Raw genomic sequence first — 18,397 nt, 5'->3', positions numbered from 1 at the left:
ACTGCGCAACGGTGCGCCGTTCGCCGAACTGCCCGAGGGCTTCCGGCGCCTGCAATCCACACTGCTCAAGCGACCCGGCGGTGATCGCGAGATGGTCGAGATCCTGGCGCTGGTGCTGTTGCACGACGAACAGGCCGTGCTCACTGCAGTGGAGCTCGCGCTAGAGGCCGGTGCCCCGTCCAAACAAACCGTCCTGAACATCCTGAGCCGCCTCCTGGAAGGCGAGCCCGTGGCACCGATCACCTCACCGCAAGCACTGGCGCTGCACGTCGAACCGCAGGCCAACGTCGGCCGCTACGACAGCTTGCGAGATCGGGAGGTGCACCATGCAGCATGAGGTCATGTTGGAGATGCTCAAGTCGTTGAAGCTGCACGGCATGGCGCAAGCGCTGGGCGACCTGGCGGCGCAGGACTCGCCGGCCTACCAGTCAGCCGTGGCCATCCTGTCGCGTCTGCTCAAGGCCGAGCTCACCGAGCGCGAGGTGCGCTCGCTGGCCTATCAGATGAAGGTGGCGCGCTTCCCGGCCTACCGAGACCTGACTGGCTTCGACTTCAGTTGCAGCGAGGCCAACGAGGCGCTGGTGCGGCAGCTTCACCGCTGTGAGTTCTTGGAGTCAGCGCACAACATCGTATTGGTCGGTGGCCCCGGGACCGGCAAGACCCATCTCGGCACTGCCATCGGCGTGCAGGCGGTGGAGCACCATCACCGCCGGGTGCGCTTCTTCTCGACCGTGGAGCTGGTCAACGCGTTGGAACTGGAGAAGGTCTCCGGCAAACCAGGCCATCTGGCCACACGTCTCATGTATGCCGACCTGGTGATCCTCGATGAGCTGGGCTATCTGCCGTTCAGCCAGACCGGCGGTGCATTGCTGTTCCACCTGATCAGCAAGCTCTACGAGCGCACCAGCCTCATCATCACCACCAACCTGAGCTTCGGCGAATGGTCCAGCGTCTTCGGGGACGCCAAGATGACCACCGCGCTATTGGATCGCCTCACGCACCACTGCCACATTGTTGAAACCGGCAACGATAGCTATCGTTTCAAGCACAGCACCACCCAGCCCAAGAAGGAGAAACGCACCGCCAAACAACCCGCACAAAGCGACACCTAACAGCCTTTGGGGTGGGTCAGTTTTCGATGCAAATCCTGGGTCAGGATTCGGTGCAAATCAACACCCACGTGAAGCAGCGGAGCGGGTGCGTCCCCGGTTCCCGTACCAGCAATTGATTCAGCCGCAACCGATTGAGTTGGTCTCGAGAGGGGGATCAGCAAGGAGGTTGGCATTCAAATGCTGTGTTGCAGCAAGGGCTTGGTCCCGCATTTTTTCCCCTCCGCCGATTAGTTCCGGATACGCCTTGCCCCATAAGGCTTTGCGGGTCGCCGTCGCAGCTTGTATTCGGAACTACTCAAGCGCTGTATCCGCAACTAATTGATCGCTTCACAGCCGTCCGCGTTATTTGAACAACGAGCTTCGATAGATATCTCGCAGACGTCGCTATCGTCGCAGGCCATCGTGCGGGGCGCCGTCACTCGCATGGAGTTCGGCAATCGCCGCACGTGGCTGGCGGGGTCGTCAAAGCGCCAGAGCGGTCTTGGCGATGATGCCCAGTTGCACTTCGGCCGCACCGCCAAAAATCGTATAGGCGCGGCTGTTGAGGAACTCGGGCAGCAGGATGCCGACCAGTGCGCCGTCAGCATGGTCGGCATACGGCGTGACGCTGGCCTCGTCGCGCCAGCGCACGCCTTCCAGGCCCAACAGATCCACGCCGAGTTCAGCCACCGCCTGCTTGAGCCGGCTGGCGCGCAGTTTGAGGATGGACGAGACGGGGCCGGGGCTCTGGCCGGGCTCCAGCCTGCCGAAGGTCTTCAGCTCCAGCATCTCGAAGGCGTCCAGGTCGGCACAGACCTCGCCGAAGCGCGCTTCCAGATGCGGATCGAGCGGCGTGTCGCCATCCGCACGCACTGCGGCCATCGCATCCCCCACGCGCTTCAACTGCCCGCGCAGGCGGGGGCTGAAGATGCCCGCACCGCGCTCGAATTCGAGCAGGTATTTGGCGCAGTTCCAGCCCGCGTTTTCGGCGCCGATGCGGTTGGCTTGGGGCACCCGCACGTTATCGAAGAAGACTTCATTGACGTCGTGATCGCCGCCGATGGTGTCGATCGGCCGCACCGTGATGCCGGGGCTGTTCATGTCGATCAGCAGGAAGCTGATGCCGTCCTGCTTCTTGCCCTCGGTGCTGGTGCGCACCAGCGCGAACATGCGGTTGGCGTGGTGCGCGTGCGTGGTCCAGAGCTTGGAGCCGTTGAGCACGTAGTCGTCGCCATCGGCCACGGCGCGCATCTTGAGCGAGGCGAGGTCGGAGCCGGCGCCGGGTTCCGAGAAGCCCTGGCACCAGTAGTCCTCGCCCGAGAGGATGCGGGGCAGATGCTGCTGCTTCTGCGCTTCGGTGCCGAACTTCAGGATGACGGGGCCGACCAGGCGAACGCCCATCGGGTGCACGAGCGGCGCGCCCGCCAGTGCGCATTCCGTTTCGAAGATGAAGCGCTGCACCGGGCTCCAGCCCGTGCCGCCCCATTCCTTCGACCAGAGCGGGACGAGCCAGCCGCGCTGTTGCAGGGCCTGCTGCCAGGGGCCGGAGATTTCCGGCTCGGGATACATGGAGCTGGTCAGGCGCTGGCCAAGCCGCAATTCCGGCGTCAGGTGCTGGTTCAGAAAGGCGCGGACTTCGTCGCGGAAGGCGACCAGATCGGGCGTGAGTTCGAGATTCATGGCAAGCCTTACGCAGTGACAAGGGAGGCAGAAGCATCGGAAGCGGCGGGCGTTGGGCGAGAGCCAGACAGGAGCGTCTGGCTCTCGCGCCACGCGTCGCTTGCCAGCAGACGGCGACCGAGCTGCGCGCTGTGCCACGCGGTGGCGCCGCCTTGCTGCTGGAACGCAGTCAGCTTGCGGAACAGGCCAGCCACCGGCATCTCTTCGGAAACGCCCATGGCGCCATGCAGCTGCACGGCTTCCTGCGCGACATAGCGTGCCGCACGGCCCACCTTGGACTTCGCCATGGAGGCTGCCGCCAGTACGTCCGCGGCGCCGCCGTCTACACGCAGCGCGGCCAGTTCGCTGGCGGCCAGCGCTTCTTCGCAGCACACCGCCATTTCCGCCAGGCGGTGCTGCACGACCTGGAACTTGGCGATGGATTGCCCGAACTGTTCGCGCTGGCTCGTATAGGACACGGTTTGCTCCAGCGCCGCCTGCATGGCGCCGCAGGCTTCCCAGCACAGGGCAATCAGGCCTTCGGCCAGCACCCGGTGCAGGATGGGCGTGGCGTCGTCGGTGGTGCCGAGCCGCGCATCGTCGCTGACGTGCACGCCTTCGAGGTAGAGGTCGGCAGCGGTGCCGCCATCTGCGATGCGGCAGTTGTGCAGGCTGAGGCCAAGGCTTTGCGGCGAGACCAGGAACACCGCGTGTGCCGGCGTATCTGGCAGCCTGGCGGAGACCAGCAGCCCATCGGCACCATCGGCGCCTGCCGCCAGCACCTTCACGCCGGTCAGGCGCCAGCCATCACCGTCGCGCACGGCGCATGTCTGTCGCGGTGCCCACGGTGCGTGACGATGCGGTTCATCGTGAGCAAGTGCGATGCGCTTCTCGCCCGCCATCACGGCGGCCAACCATGTTTCACGTTGGTCTGCACTGCCCAGCTCGGCCAGCAGGCGCGCGGCCAGCAGCACGCAGCCGTAGTAGGGCGCCGTGACCTGATGGCGGCCGAAGGCGCGCATCAACACGCCCGTGTCCACCGCGCCGCCAGCAAAGCCATCATCGGCTTCGGGTAGCGGGAGTGCGAGCCAGCCCATGTCGGCAAAGTGTTGCCAGAGTTCCGGCGCCGCCATCGGGGCTTGCGGGTTGTATTCCTTCGCCAGGAAGGCGAGGGCACTGCTCTCCAGCAGTTGCTGTTCTTCAGTCAGGGAAAAATGCATGGTCTCGTCCTTGTCTGCCTGCCCACCTACGCGAGTGCGGGCGCGTTGCCGGCATGTTGTCGGTAGCAGGCGGGATCATTCCGTGGGGGCCGCAGGCGCTGTCGTTCCGTCGGGCGGTAGGAATTCGGCCACCTCCAGATCGAAGCCGGCGATGTTGCGATAGGCCACCGGCTGGCTCAGCAGGCGCAGCTTGCGTGCGCCGATATCGCGCAGGATCTGCGCGCCCACGCCCAGCGCCCGCTGCGCAAACGACGGCGGGGCGGGCGGGGCCGCGGTCTCCAGCCGCGTGAGCTGGCTCAGCACATGCGCGGGCGTTTCGCGCTCTGCCAGCAGCACGACCACGCCGCGGCCTTCCGCGCCAATGCGGGCCAGAGAGCGGCTCAGGTTCCAACTGGGCGTCTGGCCCATGGCAGTGGCGTCTGTTGTGTGGCTGCCGGCCAGGATCACGTCGCGCAGCACCTCCACCGCTTGCACGCGCGTCAGCACGGGCTCGGCCGGATCGATGTCGCCCATGACGAGGGCCAGGTGCATCGCATCCAGCGGCGCGTCGTAGTAGGCGTGGAGCGCGAAGCGCCCGTGGGGCGTGAGCAGCTCGCTGCTGTGCGCGCGCTGCAAGGTGCTTTCGGCCAGCAGGCGGTGATGGATCAGGTCGCTGATGGCGGCAACACGCAGCCCGTGCTGGTGCGCGAACGCCAGCAGGTGCTCGCCGCGCAGCAGTTCGCCGGCATCGTCGAGCAACATGGCGTAGGCGCCTGCGGCTTCGCGGCCGGCCAGCCTGGGCAAATCCGAGCAGGCTTCGGCAAAGCCTGCGCGCCTGAGTACGCCGTCCGGCTGTGCTACCACCGGGAAGACGTGGCCCGGCTGCACCAGGTCTTCCGGGCGGCAATGTCGAGCACTGGCCACGCGCGTGGTCAGGGCGCGATCGGCGGCAGAGATGCCCGTGCTGACGCCCTCGACTGCTTCAATGGAGACGGTATAGGCTTCGCGCTTGCGGCTGCCGTTCGCCATCCATGGCAGCTTGAGTTGCTTGCGGCGCTCTTCGGTGATGGCCAGGCACACCAGCCCGCGTGCCTGAGCGGCCATGAAGTTGATATCGGCTTCCGACACGTGGTCTGCCGCCACGAGGACGCAGCCGGTCGCCTCATCGCTGTCGTCTTCGATCACGACCACGCGCTGGCCGGTGCCCAGCGCGTGCAGCACCGCCTCGATGGGTGCGGCCGGTGCCGATTTCATGCGCACACCTGCGCACGCACGGGGCTGGCGAATGCATCGCGCAGGGCGGCCGCGGCGGTATCGATGGCGGCTTCCGCACCGTCGAGCAGCCCCAGCATGCTCATGAAACCGTGGATCTGGCCCGGCCAGCGGTGCACCGTCGCTGCCACGCCGGCCTGCTGTAGGCGTTGGCCGTAGAGCTCGCCCTGGTCGCGCAGCGGGTCGTATTCCGCGGTGATGATGGTGGCCGATGCAATACCGGCCAGGTCTGCGCTGCGCAACGGGCTCGCGCGGACGTCACCGGCGTGTTGCGCGTCGCTGAGGTAGTGCCGGCTGTACCAGCGCAGCATGTCGATGGTGAGGAAGTTGCCTTGGGCAAACGTCTGCATGCTGCCGGATTCGTCCGCGCAGTCCAGGTACGGATAGAGCAGCAACTGATGGCACAACGCGACCTTGCCGCGCAATTGCTGGGCAGCCACCGCCGCCAGGTTGGCACCTGCGCTGTCGCCGGCAACGGCCAGGGCGCCGCTGCGCGCCCCAAGTTCTTCTGCATGGCTGGCAGCCCAGCGCACCGCTGCGCAGGCATCGTCGGCAGCCGCGGGAAACGGCGCTTCGGGCGCCAGACGGTACGCCACCGAAAGCACGATCGTGCCGGCGCGCTGAGCGAGCGAGCGGCAGAGGTTGTGGTGCGTTTCGATGCCGCAGGTGACAAAGCCGCCGCCGTGGAAGAACACCGTCAGCGGCCACGGTCCATCGCCATGGGGAACATAGAGATGCGCAGGCAGCGGGCCGGCGGCTCCGGGTATGGTCAGCGCGCGCTCTTGCGCCATGGCATCACCGGGTGCGAACGGCGGCATCTGTGCCAGCATGGCCCGGTAGACCTCGGGCGACAGCATGTCAAAGTCGAGTTGAGGCATCTGCGCCATGTTGTCGAGCAGCGCGCGGACTTGCGGATCGTGCGACATCTTCGGTTCCTGATGAAGGTGAGGACGGCAACAGGCCTTCACCGGCGAGACGGCCGGTTTGCCTGTCGTCGATGGAGGTCAGATCGCGAAGCTCGGCGCTTCGCCTTGCACGATGCGGTCGGCGCGTGCCTTGGCGGCGGCGCGCGCTTCGTCGTGCGGCATGATCCAGAAGTCGCCGGCGGCAATGCCCGCGACGATGTGCTGTGCCATCTCGTCGGCCGTCATGCCCTGGGCGATGCCCGTGCGCAGGGCATGGTTCATGTGGCTTACGCCGCCTGGCGCCTCGGTCGACAGGTTCTGCGCAATGCCGGTCGCCACCGGGCCGGGGCAGACCACCGAGACCTTGATCGGCAGGCCCGCCGCCTGCAGTTCCAGCGCCAGCCCTTCGCTCAGGGCAACGACGCCCTGCTTGGAAAGCGTGTAAGGCGCCAGCCAGGGCCCGACAGCGAGCCCCGCCATCGACGCGACATTGACGATGTGCCCCTGACCTTGTTGCCTCATGCGTGGAACAAAGGCACGCAGCGCATGGATGACGCTCCACAAATTGACGTTGAGCACCCGTTCATACACGCGCGTCTCCAGCTCCCAGCATGGGCCGGTCGCCAGCACGCCGGCGTTGTTTACCAGCAGATCGACGTGCCCCAGCCGCCCGAAGCTGAACGCGCAGAGCTGCTCGATCTGCGATGCATCCGCTACATCGATGCGCAGGCTCGCCACGGGCTGACCATAGGCTTCGATCTCTGTCTGCACGTGCGCGAGCGCTGCGGCGTCAATGTCGGCCAGTACCAGTGCATGGCCTTGTTTCGCGAGCGCATGCGCCAATGCACGCCCAATCCCGCCTGCCGCGCCGGTGATGACCGCCGTCCGATAGGCTGCGTTGACTTGGCTGGATGGCATGTGGGTCTCCTTTGTGATGTACCGATCATGAAGTTGCGCATCTGGCGCGCATGGCTTCTTTCTATCGGGTGACTACATGCCGGACATCGTCCATTTGAACGAGGTGAGGGCCTCTGGGCTGGACCACATTAAGGTCGGGTCATACCCCGAGCATGCATACGTTCCAAGGGTGAAAAGTTCGGGTATTGGAGTGGTGAAGATTCGGGCAAACCACTAGCTTTCCGGTACTAGCTCAGACCCGTACGACTCCTATAATTGCCCGACCAAAAATGGGGAGTGTGCCCCGGAAAAAACGACGCCTCGCCACGCAGCAGGGCGCGAGCATTGGAGACGACAAGTATGTTGATGGAGGCCACCCAGACCGAAGGGGGGAACGTACGTGCCCAGTCTGTACCGTTATCCCTGACGGAGTTTGGTGCATTGCTGGGTTCGGTCTATCAGGGGGCCATGGACCCGGTGCCATGGAGCCGTGCCCTTGAGCTGATCCGCACGCATCTGTGCGCGAATTTTGTATCGCTGATCCTGCGTGCGCCGGGAGCCGATCGGCTCTCGCTGGCGGTTCATGCTTCTCCCCAGGGTTTTTCCACGATGGAGGGCGACGCGATTTACAACAGCTACTACTACGCGCTCGACCCCTTCATCGGATTGCCGACGGATCGCCTAGTCACGATTGATGAGCACCTTGGCGGAAGCCATTGGTGCAACAGCGAGTTCTACCAGCAGTTCCTCAAGGCGTCTGACGTGCGCTACATCCTCGGTGCCGACATCACGACCGACGACGGTGCAGAATGCCGCTTCCGCGTCTGCCGCGGACATGACGGCCCCGACTTCAGCGCCGAAGACAAGGCCTTCTGCAGCATGATCGTGCCGCATCTGCGGCGCGCCGTGGATCTGCATTCGCGCATGGATGTGGTGGAGACGGAGCGCACGCTCTATGCCTCGGCCATCGACCGCATGCTGGTGGGTATGGCGATCCTCGACCAGAACGGTGCCATCATGCGCACCAACTCGGCGGCCGATGAAATCCTCGCCGAAAAGGACGGTATCAGCCTGGTCAAGGGTGCGCTTGAGGTGAACTACGCTCAGGAGAACCGGCGCTTCCAGCGCGTTTTGCGCGAGGCCGTCTCCGGCTACTGCAGCACCGCGCTGCCGGTGGTGGAGGCGATGTCAATCACGCGGCCTTCGGGCAAGGCGCGCTTTGGCGTGCTGATCCGCTCGATTCCGTTGGGCGAGTGGTCGGAGGACAGCAAGCACCGGCCGGCCTGCGTGATCTTCATTCGCGATCCGGAGCGCAAGTCGCAGGCCTCGCAAGAGGTCGTGCGCAAGCTGTTCGATTTCACGCCGGCCGAAACGCAGCTCGCGCTGCAGCTGGCAGATGGTCTCACGCTCGAAGAGGCCGCCGATGAACTTTGCATTGCCAAGAATACGGCGCGTGCTCATCTGCGGGCGATCTTCGCCAAGACCGGCGTGACCCGGCAAGCGACGCTGGTGCGCATGCTGCTGAGCAGCGTGGTGTCGCTGGGCTAGCGTTCCTTCTTCACCCTTCCCGACGGGCCCCAGGCATGACGTGCCTAGGGCCTGTTTCTTTGCGCCGTTACTTGTTGTCCAGCTTGGCGCTGACCACCAGCGGGAAACCTTGCGGTGTGGTCACCACAGCACGCCACTCGTGCGGCCCCTGCGTCAACGGCTCGGCCAATTGCGCGCCTTGCGCGAGCAAGCGATCTAGCGCCTCGCGAATGTCCTCACCAGGCACCACCGCAAAGGCCGGCGCGGGCTGAGCATGCAGCCGCTCGCCGCCGGCCACGAGCGCGATCGTCAGCGGACCGGCATCCAGCGCGCAATAGCGTTCGCCGTCCCTGAACTTCACGGCGAGCCCCAGGCCCTGCTCAAAGAACGGCAACGCGGCCGAGACGCTGTCAACCGGATACAGCAGAAGCTTGCACTGCATTTGAGTCTTCCCCACGGATAAGGCGCACGAGCGCCGCAATGACGAGGCACGCGCGCCTGCCCGCGATGCCGCGCGCGTGGCGGCCGGGTGATGACGCGTATGCGAAGGCGGTGCGCCGTGCACGGCTTATACCGCTGAGCGGCCCGTGCGTCGGCGCACCACGGCACATCTTAGGGACCGCACGCCGCTTCGCATAATCCAATCAGACGATGTTGCGAGCCTGTCGCCCGATGACACTGCATACACGCGGGCCAAAGTCACCACGCCGCCGCTGGCGCCACATGGTGCGACGCCACAGACGACGACCGGCGTATCCCGTGCGGTTGATTCCGCGATATTCCGTTCAATTCAGCCCAATTGGAATGATTCCACATGAAATTCTCCATCATCTACGAAGCTCAGATGGTCGACACGTCGCGCAAGAACGAAGCGCGCGTTTTCAACGAGATCATCGAGCAGTCGCTACTTGCTGAGCAGGTGGGCTTCGACAATGTCTGGGCGGTGGAGCACACCGCGCTGACGCAGTATGCGCATATGTCGGCGCCCGAGACGTTCCTCGCTTTCCTCGCCGGCAAGACCACCCGCCTCGGGATCGGTCATGGCGTGGTGTGCCTGCCGCCGGCAATGAACCATCCGGTCAAGGTGGCGGAACGGATTGCGACGCTGGACATCTTGTCGGGCGGCCGCGTGCATTTCGGCATGGGCAAGGGCGGTACGCAACAGGAGGCAGGCACCTTCGGCTACGACCTCGCCGAGCTGCAGCCGATGATCGAAGAAAGCATGCACCTGATCCCGAAGATCCTGAAGGACGGGCACGTCGAGCATGACGGCAAGTACATCAAGATCCCGAGCCGCCCGATCCATCCGAGCCCGCTGCAGCAACCGCATCCCCCGCTCTACATGGCTTGCACCCGCGAACATACGCTGGTGACGGCTGGCGAGAGCGGCATTGGCGCGCTGGTGCTGGGCTTCTCGGGCCCGGACGAGATCGCCAAGAAGAACGCCATCTACCGCGAGGCTTTCCGCAACCGGAAAGCGGAGAATCAGGTCGGTTTCCGTCCGACCGAGCATCTTGCAGCCCTGTGCGCGGCAACGGTGCTCGACGATCGCGGGAAGGCACGCAAGATCGGTCTGCGCGGCCAGCGATTCTTCGCGGAGTCGATCGCCTATTGGTATCAGGGCGGCCCAGCACCGACGGTCGACGAGCATCTCTCGGCCGAAGACCAGGAAGCGCTGCTGGCCAAGGACAAGGAAAAGGTCGTGGCCTACCTGTCGGAAGAGCACATCCCCATCGGCGACGAGCACCTCAGCAACTACACCGTCGCTCAGGATGCCTACGGCACGCCGGAAGACTGCATCCGCTATGTCCAGCGACTGCTAGACGCCGGCGCAGACGAGATCCTCTTCCTTTTCCAGATGGGCGGCATCCCGCACGACGTGATCCTCGAAACGATCCGCAACATCGGCGAGCACGTCATTCCGCACTTCCGCAAGCAAGGCCAGGCGCTGCGCATTGCCTGACATGCCTGCCGGCCGCCGGCTGCCTAGTCCCCTCAGACGATGGCAGCCGGCGGTTGCAGTGCGAGCATCAAGCCACGATACGAAATGCCGACGCAGGCATCGGCAAGAGGAGACAAGCGGTGCACCGAGACTTCGATTCCCAGACCCTGGCTGCAGAACTGATCGCGCGCGCTCACGCCCTGGCGCCTACCCTGGCGCAACGCGCGGAGCAAGCCGAGCAGGGCGCGCGCGTTCCCGAGCAAACCGTGGCCGACATGCAGGCCGCGGGTTTCTTCAAGGTCCTGCAGCCGCGCCGCTATGGCGGCTATGAGCTGGACCCGCAGACCTTCTTCGACATCCAGATGGCCCTGGCCAAGGGCTGCATGTCCACCGCCTGGGTGTATGGCGTGATCGGGGTACACAACTGGCAGCTGGCGCTGTTTGACGCGCGTGCCCAGCAGGAAGTCTGGGGCGAGGATCCCGCCACGCTGATTGCCTCGTCCTATATGCCGGTGGCCAAGGTCACCACGGTCGAAGGTGGTTTCCGCGTGTCGGGGCATTGGAAGTTCTCCAGCGGCAGCGAGCTGTGCGACTGGATCTTCCTCGGCGGTCTGGTGCCGCCGTCTGCGCCGGGTAACCCGCCGGAGTACCGCACCTTCCTGCTGCCGCGCGCGGACTACACCATCGCCCGCAACTGGGACGTGATGGGCCTGCGCGGCACCGGCAGCCACGACATCATCGTCGATGATGTGTTCGTGCCCGACTACCGCACGCACCGCGCCACCGATGGCGCCATGGGTACCAGCCCCGGGCTGGCGTTGAACGATTCGCCGCTGTATCGCCTGCCGTTCGCGCAGATTTTCGTGCGCGCAGTGTGCACGGCCTGCATCGGCGCGCTGGAGGGGGGGCTGGAAGACTTCCTCGGCTTTGCGAACGGGCGCGTCAGTGCCAACAGTGGCGGCAAGACGGCCGATGATGGCGGCGCGCAACTGGCCTGTGCCGAAGCCGCCGTGGGCATCGACGAGATGCGCATCATCCTGCAGCGCAATTTCAACGAACTGATGGAAGCTGCCAAGAGCGGCAAGCAGATCGAGCTCGAGCGCCGGCTGCATTTCCGCTACCAGTCTTCGCAGGTGGCGGAGCGCTGCGCCCGGCTGGCCAACGGCCTGCTGCGCTATTCCGGCGGCAACGGTATCTACAACACGAATCCGCTGGTCCGCCGCTTCCTGGACCTGCACGCCGCACGCGGGCACTACGCGAACAATGTCGATCGCTTCGGCCAGAACTTTGGCGGCGTGATGATGGGTCGCACCAACACCGACTTCTTCATCTGAGGCGGAAGGAGCGGAGCATGAGCGAGAGCAAGAGCGGGGCACAGGCATTCGGGCAGACTTCTGGGCAGGCGCAGGCGGCCCAGATTGTGGAGTTCGACGTGGTGGTGGTTGGCTCGGGTGGGGGTGGCATGCTGGCTGCGTGCCGCGCGGCAGATCAAGGGCTGTCGGTGGTGGTGCTGGAGAAGAGCGGCCAATACGGCGGCACCACTGCGGTGTCAGGCGGCGGCATCTGGATCCCGCTCAACCACCACATTGAAGAGGCGGGCGGTAAGGATAGCTACGATGCGGCGCTCACCTACCTTGAGGCCTGCACGCAGGGGCTGTCGTCACCGCAACGTTTGCGCGCCTATCTTGAGCAGGCGCCGCGCATGTTGCGCTATCTGGAAGAGCGCACGCGCGTGCGTTACTACTCGCTGCCGCGCTATGCCGACTACTTCCAGCGTCTGCCGGGCGCTATGCCGGGCTATCGCGCGCTGGACCCGATGCCGTTCGACGGCGCCGCGCTGGGTGACGAGTTCAAACGCCTGCGGCCGCCATCGCCCGGCACGCTGGTTGGCGGCCGCGTGGCGGTGACGTCAGCCGAGGCCCATACCATGTGGACGCGTTCGCGCGGCTGGCTTGGCGTGACGGTGCGGCAGTTTGCGCGCTACTGGCTCGACCTGGGCTGGCGGCACAAGACGCCGCGCGACAAGCGGCTGACGCTGGGCAACGCGCTCGCGGGCGGGCTGCGCCACGCCATGCTCGAACGCAAGATTCCGCTCTGGCTCGACACGGCGCTGAACGATCTGATAGTGGAAGACGGCCCGAAGGGCCAGCGTGTTGCCGGCGTGGAAGCCACGCGCGAAGGGCGTCCCCTGAGCGTGCGTGCCCGGCGCGGCGTGATTCTTGCCGCAGGCGGTTTCGAGCGCAATCAGGCCATGCGCGAGCAGTATCTGCCGCGCCCGACCCAGGCCGAATGGAGTGCCACGCCGCCCAACAACACCGGTGACGCGATTCGCGCCGCACAGCGTCTTGGCGCTGCGCTCGATCTGATGTCGCACGTGTGGGGCGCGCCGACCGTGCACGTGGTGGGCGAAGAGAAACAGCGCGCGATCTTCATCGAGCGTGCCGCACCTGGCTGCATGGTGGTCAATGGCAAGGGGCGGCGCTTCGTCAACGAAGCCGCGCCGTATTCCGAATTCGTGCCGGCCATGTACCGGGATCACGAACGGACCGGCTGCAGCGTGCCGGCCTGGATGGTGTTCGACGCGACCTTTCGGCACAAGTTTGCGTGCGGGCCGATCTTGCCGGGCTCGGTCATGCCGGATCACCGCATTCCCGCAGCGTTCCGCAGCCTGCTGGTGCGCGCCGACACCCTGGAAGCGCTCGCCGCCAAGACGGGCATCGACGGTGCCGGCCTGGCTACCACCGCGGCCCGCATGAACGAGTATGCGGCAACCGGCGTGGATACCGAGTTTGGCAAGGGCGACAACGTGTTCGACACCTACTACGGCGACCCGAGCACGAAACCCAACCCCTGCCTCGCGCCGATCGACCGCGCGCCGTTCTACGCCGTGCGGATCGACGCCGGCGACATCGGCACCAAGGGCGGTTTGCTGACGGACGAGCGTGCCCGCGTGCTGCGCGAGGACGGCTCGTGCATCGAGGGCTTGTTTGCCATCGGCAATACCAGCGCTTCGGTGATGGGGACGAGCTATCCGGGCGCGGGTTCGACGATCGGGCCGGCCATGACGTTCGGTTTCATCGCGGCGGACACGCTGGCCAGCGAAGTTGCTGTCCGCAGCCAAGAGCCTGAGCGAGCGACGGCAGCGGCGTAGGAAGACGAACGCAGGACACGTTTTTTTGGGGCACGCAGTGGCGGCGCCCTTGTACATGGAGACGCATCATGAGCCAAGACATTTCCACCAAGCTGCGCGAAGACATGTTGTCGGCCATGCGGCGCATGGCCCGTTCGGTCGCGGTTGTGAGTTGCCGCGACAGCGAGCGGCGCTATTCGATGTCGGTGACGGCAGTCGATTCCCTGTCGGCTGATCCGCCTTCGCTGCTGATCTGCATCAACCGCAATTCGTCGATCTATCCGCCGCTGGATGCGGGCGTGGATTTCTGCGTGAACCTGCTGGCGGTTGACCACCGCGAGATCGCGGTGGATTGCAGCGGCCGCCTCAAGGGCGAAGACCGCTTCACGACCGCCGAGTGGGATGCCGATCCGCAGAACGTGCCTTATCTGCGCGATGCGCAGGCGGCCCTGATCTGCGAGCAGGACGGGCGCTTCGACTACGGCACGCATGCCGTCTTCATCGGCCGGCTGCGTGAAGTGCGCCTGTCGGGCGAAGTGGCACCGCTGGTGTATGTGGACGGCCAGTATTCCAAGTCGGCACCGCTGATGGGCATGTGCGCGGTCTGAAGCCCGCAGGAAATTGGCAGGAAGGAAGGGGTAAAACTATGAGCCATCGTGTTGAAGGCAAGATTGCCATCGTGACTGGCGCCGCCAGCGGCGTGGGCAAGGAAGACGCGCTGCTGCTGGCGCGCCACGGCGCACGCGTGGTGTTGACCGACCGCGATGAAGACAGCGGAAATGCCGTGGCACGCGAGATTGGCGATGCCGCCGTCTTCGTGAAGCACGACATCAGCAGCGAGGCGGATTGGGAACGCGTGATGGCCACGACGCAAGCGCGTTTCGGTGCGCCGGACGTGCTGGTCAACAACGCCGGCATCCTCGCCCTGGGCACGGTGGAAGACACCACGCTCGACCTGTGGCAACGCATCATGCGCGTGAATGCCGATGGCTATTTCCTCGGCTGCAAATACGGCGTGGCGGCCATGAGGGCGGGCGGCGGCACGATCATCAATATGTCGTCGGTGGCAGCGCTGGGTGGCATGGCGCATTTCTGTGCCTACAGCGCCAGCAAGGGTGCGGTGGCGGCACTCACGCGCAGCGTGGCGGCCCACTGCAAGCAGCAGGGCTACAGGATCCGCTGTAACTCGGTGCATCCGGACGGCATCCTGACGCCGATGACGGAGGCACTGCTGCCGCCGGCGGCCAGCGCAAGCGCGGAAGATTCCGCACGCAGGCAAGCCGCCCTGCAACGGATGGCGGACCCGCGCGACATTGCCAATCTCGTGCTGTTCCTGGCGTCCGACGAGTCGCGCTTCATCAATGGCGCCGAACTGCGCATCGACAATGCGCAAACCATCATGGGCTTGGCCTGAAGCGAGTCATCATGGTGCTACCGCAATTTCATCGGCTGCAGATTGCCGAGGTCGTGGCCGAAACCGACGATGCACGGTCGCTGGTGTTCGATCTGCCCGAATCGCTGCGCGACGTATTCGCCTACCGGCCGGGCCAGTTTCTGACGCTCAGGGTGCCCGTCAACGGTGCCGCGCAGCAGCGCTGCTATTCGCTTTCCAGCACACCCGAGGTGGACGATGCGCTGCGCGTGACCATCAAGCGCGTGCGTAGCGGACAAGTCTCGAACTGGATCTGCGATCACCTTGGCGCGGGTGACACGATCGAGGTCATGCCGCCGGCGGGTGTATTCACGCCGCGCGCGCTGCATGGCGACTTCCTGCTCCTGGCTGGCGGCAGCGGCATCACGCCGGTGCTGTCCATCGCCAAAGCCGCGCTGCGCCATGGCCGCGGCAACATCACGCTCGTGTACGCCAATCGCGACGAGAACGCCATCATCTTCCGCGATGCGCTGCGCGAATTGGCAGCGCAGCACCCGGGGCGGTTGCGCGTGATCCACTGGCTCGACAGCGTGCTGGGGCCGCCTTCGTCGCGTCAGCTGGAAGAGCTGGTGCGTCCGTGGAGCCTGGCCGATTGCTTCATCTGCGGGCCCGCGCCGTTCATGGACTGCGCACAGGCGGCGCTGCAGGCGCTTGGCGTGCCGCCGGGCAACATCCATCTGGAGCGGTTTGGCGCCGCGCCCGCACAGCCTCCAGCCGAAGCGCCACGTGCGTCGACGGCGGCGCCGGAGGCCGAAGCCTTGGCCCCGTGTGGGCCGGTGCCGATGACGGTGGAGCTGGACGGCACCGCGCATCGCGTCACCGCCCAGGCCGGTGAAACCGTGCTCGATGCCCTGCTGCGCGCCGATATTGCGGCCCCCAATTCGTGCCGCACCGGTTTGTGCGGGGCGTGCATGTGCCGCGTCGAAGGCGGCAGCGTCAGGCTGGGCGAAAACCATGTACTGGATGCGGCCGACCTGGAGGCCGGCTGGACGCTGGCCTGCCAGGCCGTGCCTGTCGGCGATGAAGTTCACCTGAAATTCCCGGACTGACATGATCACTTCCGACACCATCGAAAGCGCCGCCACGACGCGCGATTCCGAGCTGGAGCGCGCGCAGCCCGCGGTCACCATTCCCGAGCTGCTCTGCCGTGCCGCCAAGCAGTACGACCAACGCGTGGCCATCCAGGAGGATGGCTTGCGACTCACCTACGCCGCGCTCAATGTGCAGCGTGTCGAAGTCGCAAAGGCGTTGCTCGGGCTGGGGGTCGAACCCGGCGACCGCGTGGCCGTGTGGGCGCCGAACCTGTCCGAATGGATTCTGACCACGCTGGCCACGCAAAGCATTGGTGCGGTGCTGGTGCCGATCAACACCCGCATGAAGGGGTTGGAGGTGGCGGCCACGCTGGCCGATAGCGGCGCCCGCGTGCTTTTCTGCATCGACCACTTCCTCGGCGAGACCTATCCGGAACTCCTGGCGCCGCACAAGCCGGCCAGCCTTGAGCACGTGGTGGTGCTGCGCCCGCGTGCGGAGCGGCCCACGGTCGACGGAGAACTGCTGTGGGCGGATTTCCTTGCGCTGGCCGGCAAGGTGGACGATGCACAATTCCGCGCCTGCGAGCAGCGCGTGACCGGTGAAACCGTGATGGACATCATGTTCACCTCAGGCACGACCGGCCGCCCGAAGGGCGTGATGACATCGCAATCGCAGAACCTGCGCGCGGTCGATGGCTGGGCGTCTATCACGGGCCTGGAGACCGGCGACCGCTACCTGATCGTCAACCCCTTCTTCCACACATTCGGCTACAAGGCCGGCTGGCTCGCGGCGCTCACGCGCGGCGCTACCATCCTGCCCCACCTGGTGTTCGACGCCGATGCGGTGATGACGCGCATCGAGAACGAACGCGTGACCGTGCTGCCCGGGCCACCGACGCTGTATCAATCGCTGCTGAACAGCCCGCGCCTGCGCGAGTTCGATCTGTCGTCACTGCGCATGGCCGTGACCGGGGCATCGGCGATCCCGCCTGTGCTGATCGAGCGCATGCGCACCGAGCTGGGCTTGCGTGACATTCACACCGGCTACGGCCTGACGGAATCGTGCGGCTTTGCCACGCTCACCCGCACCGGCGACAGCGCCGAAACCGTGGCGCTGACCTCCGGCTGCGCCATGCCCGGCGTCGAACTGCGCTGCGTAGATGCCCAAGGCCAACCCGTGCCGCCCGATGAGCCGGGCGAAGTGCTGGTGCGCGGCTACAACGTCATGCGCGGCTACTTCAACCAGGCCGATGCCACGGCCGCGACCATCGATGCCGATGGCTGGCTGCATACGGGCGACATTGGCGTGCTGGATAGCCGCGGCTATCTGCGCATTACGGATCGCATCAAGGACATGTTCATCGTCGGGGGCTTCAACTGCTATCCGGCGGAGATCGAGAAGCTGCTGGCCTCGCACCCGGCCATCGCGCAGTGCGCCGTGGTCGGGATGCCGCACGATCGGCTGGGCGAGGTGGGCAAGGCCTATGTCGTCCTGCGCCATGGCGCCCGCCTCACTGCGGACGACCTGATCGGCTGGGCGCGGCGCTGCATGTCCAACTACAAGGTGCCCCGCGAGATCGCCTTCGTGCAGACGCTGCCGATCAGCGCGTCGGGCAAGATCCTCAAGTACCGCTTGCGCGAGTCCTGAACCCGCGCGGAGAGGCGTGACCGCCCATGGTGAAAGTCTATACACTCGACGGGATCACGCCCGTCGTGCATCCGGATGCTTTCGTGCATCCGGATGCCGTTCTGATCGGTGATGTGATCGTGGGGCCGGACTGCTATGTCGGCCCCTGCGCGTGTTTGCGCGGCGATTTCGGCCGCATCCGGCTGGAGCGTGGCGCGAACATTCAGGACACCTGTGTCGCGCATTCGTATCCGGGCGTCGAAGTCCTGGTCGAAGAGGACGGGCACGTCGGCCACGGCGCTGTCCTGCACGGTTGCCGCGTGGGGCGCAATGCCCTGATCGGCATGAACTCGATCATCATGGACGGCGCCGTGGTGGGTGCCGATGCCATGGTCGCTGCCGGCGCGTTCGTCAAGGCCGGCATGGCCGTTCCGCCAGGAACGCTGGTGGCAGGCATGCCTGCGCGCGTGGTCCGCACACTGAGCCCGGAAGACATCGCAAGAAAGTCGGCCGGCACGCGCATGTATCAGGAGCTTGCGCGCCGGTCGCTGGCTGGCATGCGCCTTGTCGAACCGCTGCGCAGCGAGTCGGCCCGCCAGCGTGGTGCCGACGACGAAGCGCAGGATTGATTGGCGGACGTCGTGTTCACGGGTGCGGCCGCTACACGAGCCCTCTGCGGTGGCAG

16 protein-coding genes and 1 pseudogene are annotated in these 18,397 nt (G+C 65.7%); 11 read left to right on the top strand and 6 right to left on the bottom strand.

The genetic code is table 11. From position 1 onward, the window contains the following. Both C404_RS57495 and istB read left to right on the top strand, forming a co-directional pair. Positions 1 to 337: pseudogene (locus C404_RS57495) on the top strand (IS21 family transposase); the annotation flags it as partial. After that, positions 327 to 1,112, top strand: a complete 786-nt coding sequence (gene istB, locus C404_RS57490) for an IS21-like element helper ATPase IstB (protein WP_021197713.1) — start codon at positions 327 to 329, stop codon at positions 1,110 to 1,112. The pseudogene C404_RS57495 and the gene istB, both read left to right, overlap by 11 nt. Before the next feature lie 462 nt (positions 1,113 to 1,574). Here the strand turns inward: istB and C404_RS57485 are convergent, their stop codons facing one another. The 5 genes from C404_RS57485 to C404_RS57465 form a co-directional block, all read right to left on the bottom strand. After that, positions 1,575 to 2,771, bottom strand: a complete 1,197-nt coding sequence (locus C404_RS57485) for an acyl-CoA dehydrogenase family protein (protein WP_021197712.1) — start codon at positions 2,769 to 2,771, stop codon at positions 1,575 to 1,577. Between the two features lie 8 nt (positions 2,772 to 2,779). Then, complete coding sequence (locus C404_RS57480; protein WP_021197711.1) at positions 2,780 to 3,970, bottom strand: acyl-CoA dehydrogenase family protein; 1,191 nt, start codon at positions 3,968 to 3,970, stop codon at positions 2,780 to 2,782. Between the two features lie 75 nt (positions 3,971 to 4,045). Next, positions 4,046 to 5,203, bottom strand: a complete 1,158-nt coding sequence (locus tag C404_RS57475) for a 3,4-dihydroxy-2-butanone-4-phosphate synthase (protein ID WP_021197710.1) — start codon at positions 5,201 to 5,203, stop codon at positions 4,046 to 4,048. Further along, positions 5,200 to 6,147: an alpha/beta hydrolase gene (locus tag C404_RS57470; RefSeq protein ID WP_021197709.1), complete on the bottom strand. Its 948-nt coding sequence runs from the start codon at positions 6,145 to 6,147 to the stop codon at positions 5,200 to 5,202. The genes C404_RS57475 and C404_RS57470 overlap by 4 nt, the downstream gene beginning before the upstream one ends. Positions 6,148 to 6,225: 78 nt before the next feature. Next, positions 6,226 to 7,044, bottom strand: coding sequence for an SDR family NAD(P)-dependent oxidoreductase (locus C404_RS57465; RefSeq protein ID WP_021197708.1), 819 nt, complete (start codon positions 7,042 to 7,044; stop codon positions 6,226 to 6,228). 339 nt (positions 7,045 to 7,383) lie between these two features. Here C404_RS57465 and C404_RS57460 point away from each other — a divergent pair, with 339 nt between their 5' ends. Further along, positions 7,384 to 8,571 (top strand): helix-turn-helix transcriptional regulator, encoded by a 1,188-nt coding sequence (locus C404_RS57460; protein ID WP_021197707.1) that lies wholly within the window; start codon positions 7,384 to 7,386, stop codon positions 8,569 to 8,571. Between the two features lie 67 nt (positions 8,572 to 8,638). Here the strand turns inward: C404_RS57460 and C404_RS57455 are convergent, their stop codons facing one another. Further along, positions 8,639 to 8,992: a VOC family protein gene (locus C404_RS57455; RefSeq protein WP_021197706.1), complete on the bottom strand. Its 354-nt coding sequence runs from the start codon at positions 8,990 to 8,992 to the stop codon at positions 8,639 to 8,641. A gap of 372 nt (positions 8,993 to 9,364) precedes the next feature. Here C404_RS57455 and C404_RS57450 point away from each other — a divergent pair, with 372 nt between their 5' ends. The 8 genes from C404_RS57450 (at position 9,365) to C404_RS57415 (ending at position 18,341) form a co-directional block, all read left to right on the top strand. Continuing rightward, positions 9,365 to 10,513, top strand: a complete 1,149-nt coding sequence (locus C404_RS57450) for an LLM class flavin-dependent oxidoreductase (RefSeq protein ID WP_021197705.1) — start codon at positions 9,365 to 9,367, stop codon at positions 10,511 to 10,513. Between the two features lie 119 nt (positions 10,514 to 10,632). Continuing rightward, positions 10,633 to 11,826, top strand: a complete 1,194-nt coding sequence (locus C404_RS57445; protein ID WP_021197704.1) for a flavin-dependent monooxygenase — start codon at positions 10,633 to 10,635, stop codon at positions 11,824 to 11,826. Between the two features lie 17 nt (positions 11,827 to 11,843). Continuing rightward, positions 11,844 to 13,643 (top strand): FAD-dependent oxidoreductase, encoded by a 1,800-nt coding sequence (locus C404_RS57440; protein WP_021197703.1) that lies wholly within the window; start codon positions 11,844 to 11,846, stop codon positions 13,641 to 13,643. 68 nt (positions 13,644 to 13,711) lie between these two features. Next, positions 13,712 to 14,230, top strand: coding sequence for a flavin reductase family protein (locus C404_RS57435; protein WP_021197702.1), 519 nt, complete (start codon positions 13,712 to 13,714; stop codon positions 14,228 to 14,230). A gap of 38 nt (positions 14,231 to 14,268) precedes the next feature. Next, positions 14,269 to 15,036, top strand: coding sequence for a glucose 1-dehydrogenase (locus tag C404_RS57430; protein WP_021197701.1), 768 nt, complete (start codon positions 14,269 to 14,271; stop codon positions 15,034 to 15,036). Between the two features lie 11 nt (positions 15,037 to 15,047). Then, entirely contained in the window at positions 15,048 to 16,103 is a 1,056-nt protein-coding gene (locus tag C404_RS57425; protein WP_021197700.1) for a ferredoxin--NADP reductase, read from the top strand. Position 16,104: 1 nt separating this feature from the next. Further along, positions 16,105 to 17,733 carry a FadD3 family acyl-CoA ligase gene (locus C404_RS57420; protein ID WP_021197699.1) on the top strand — a complete coding sequence of 543 codons (1,629 nt, stop codon included), beginning with the start codon at positions 16,105 to 16,107 and terminating at the stop codon, positions 17,731 to 17,733. A 26-nt stretch (positions 17,734 to 17,759) separates the two neighbouring features. Then, entirely contained in the window at positions 17,760 to 18,341 is a 582-nt protein-coding gene (locus C404_RS57415) for an acyltransferase (RefSeq protein WP_021197698.1), read from the top strand. Positions 18,342 to 18,397 lie beyond the last annotated feature (56 nt).

This window comes from Ralstonia sp. AU12-08, assembly GCF_000442475.1.
Lineage (GTDB): Bacteria > Pseudomonadota > Gammaproteobacteria > Burkholderiales > Burkholderiaceae > Ralstonia > Ralstonia insidiosa.
The sequence above is the reverse complement of the archived record's forward strand: the minus strand, read 5'-3'. Positions and strand labels throughout refer to the sequence as shown.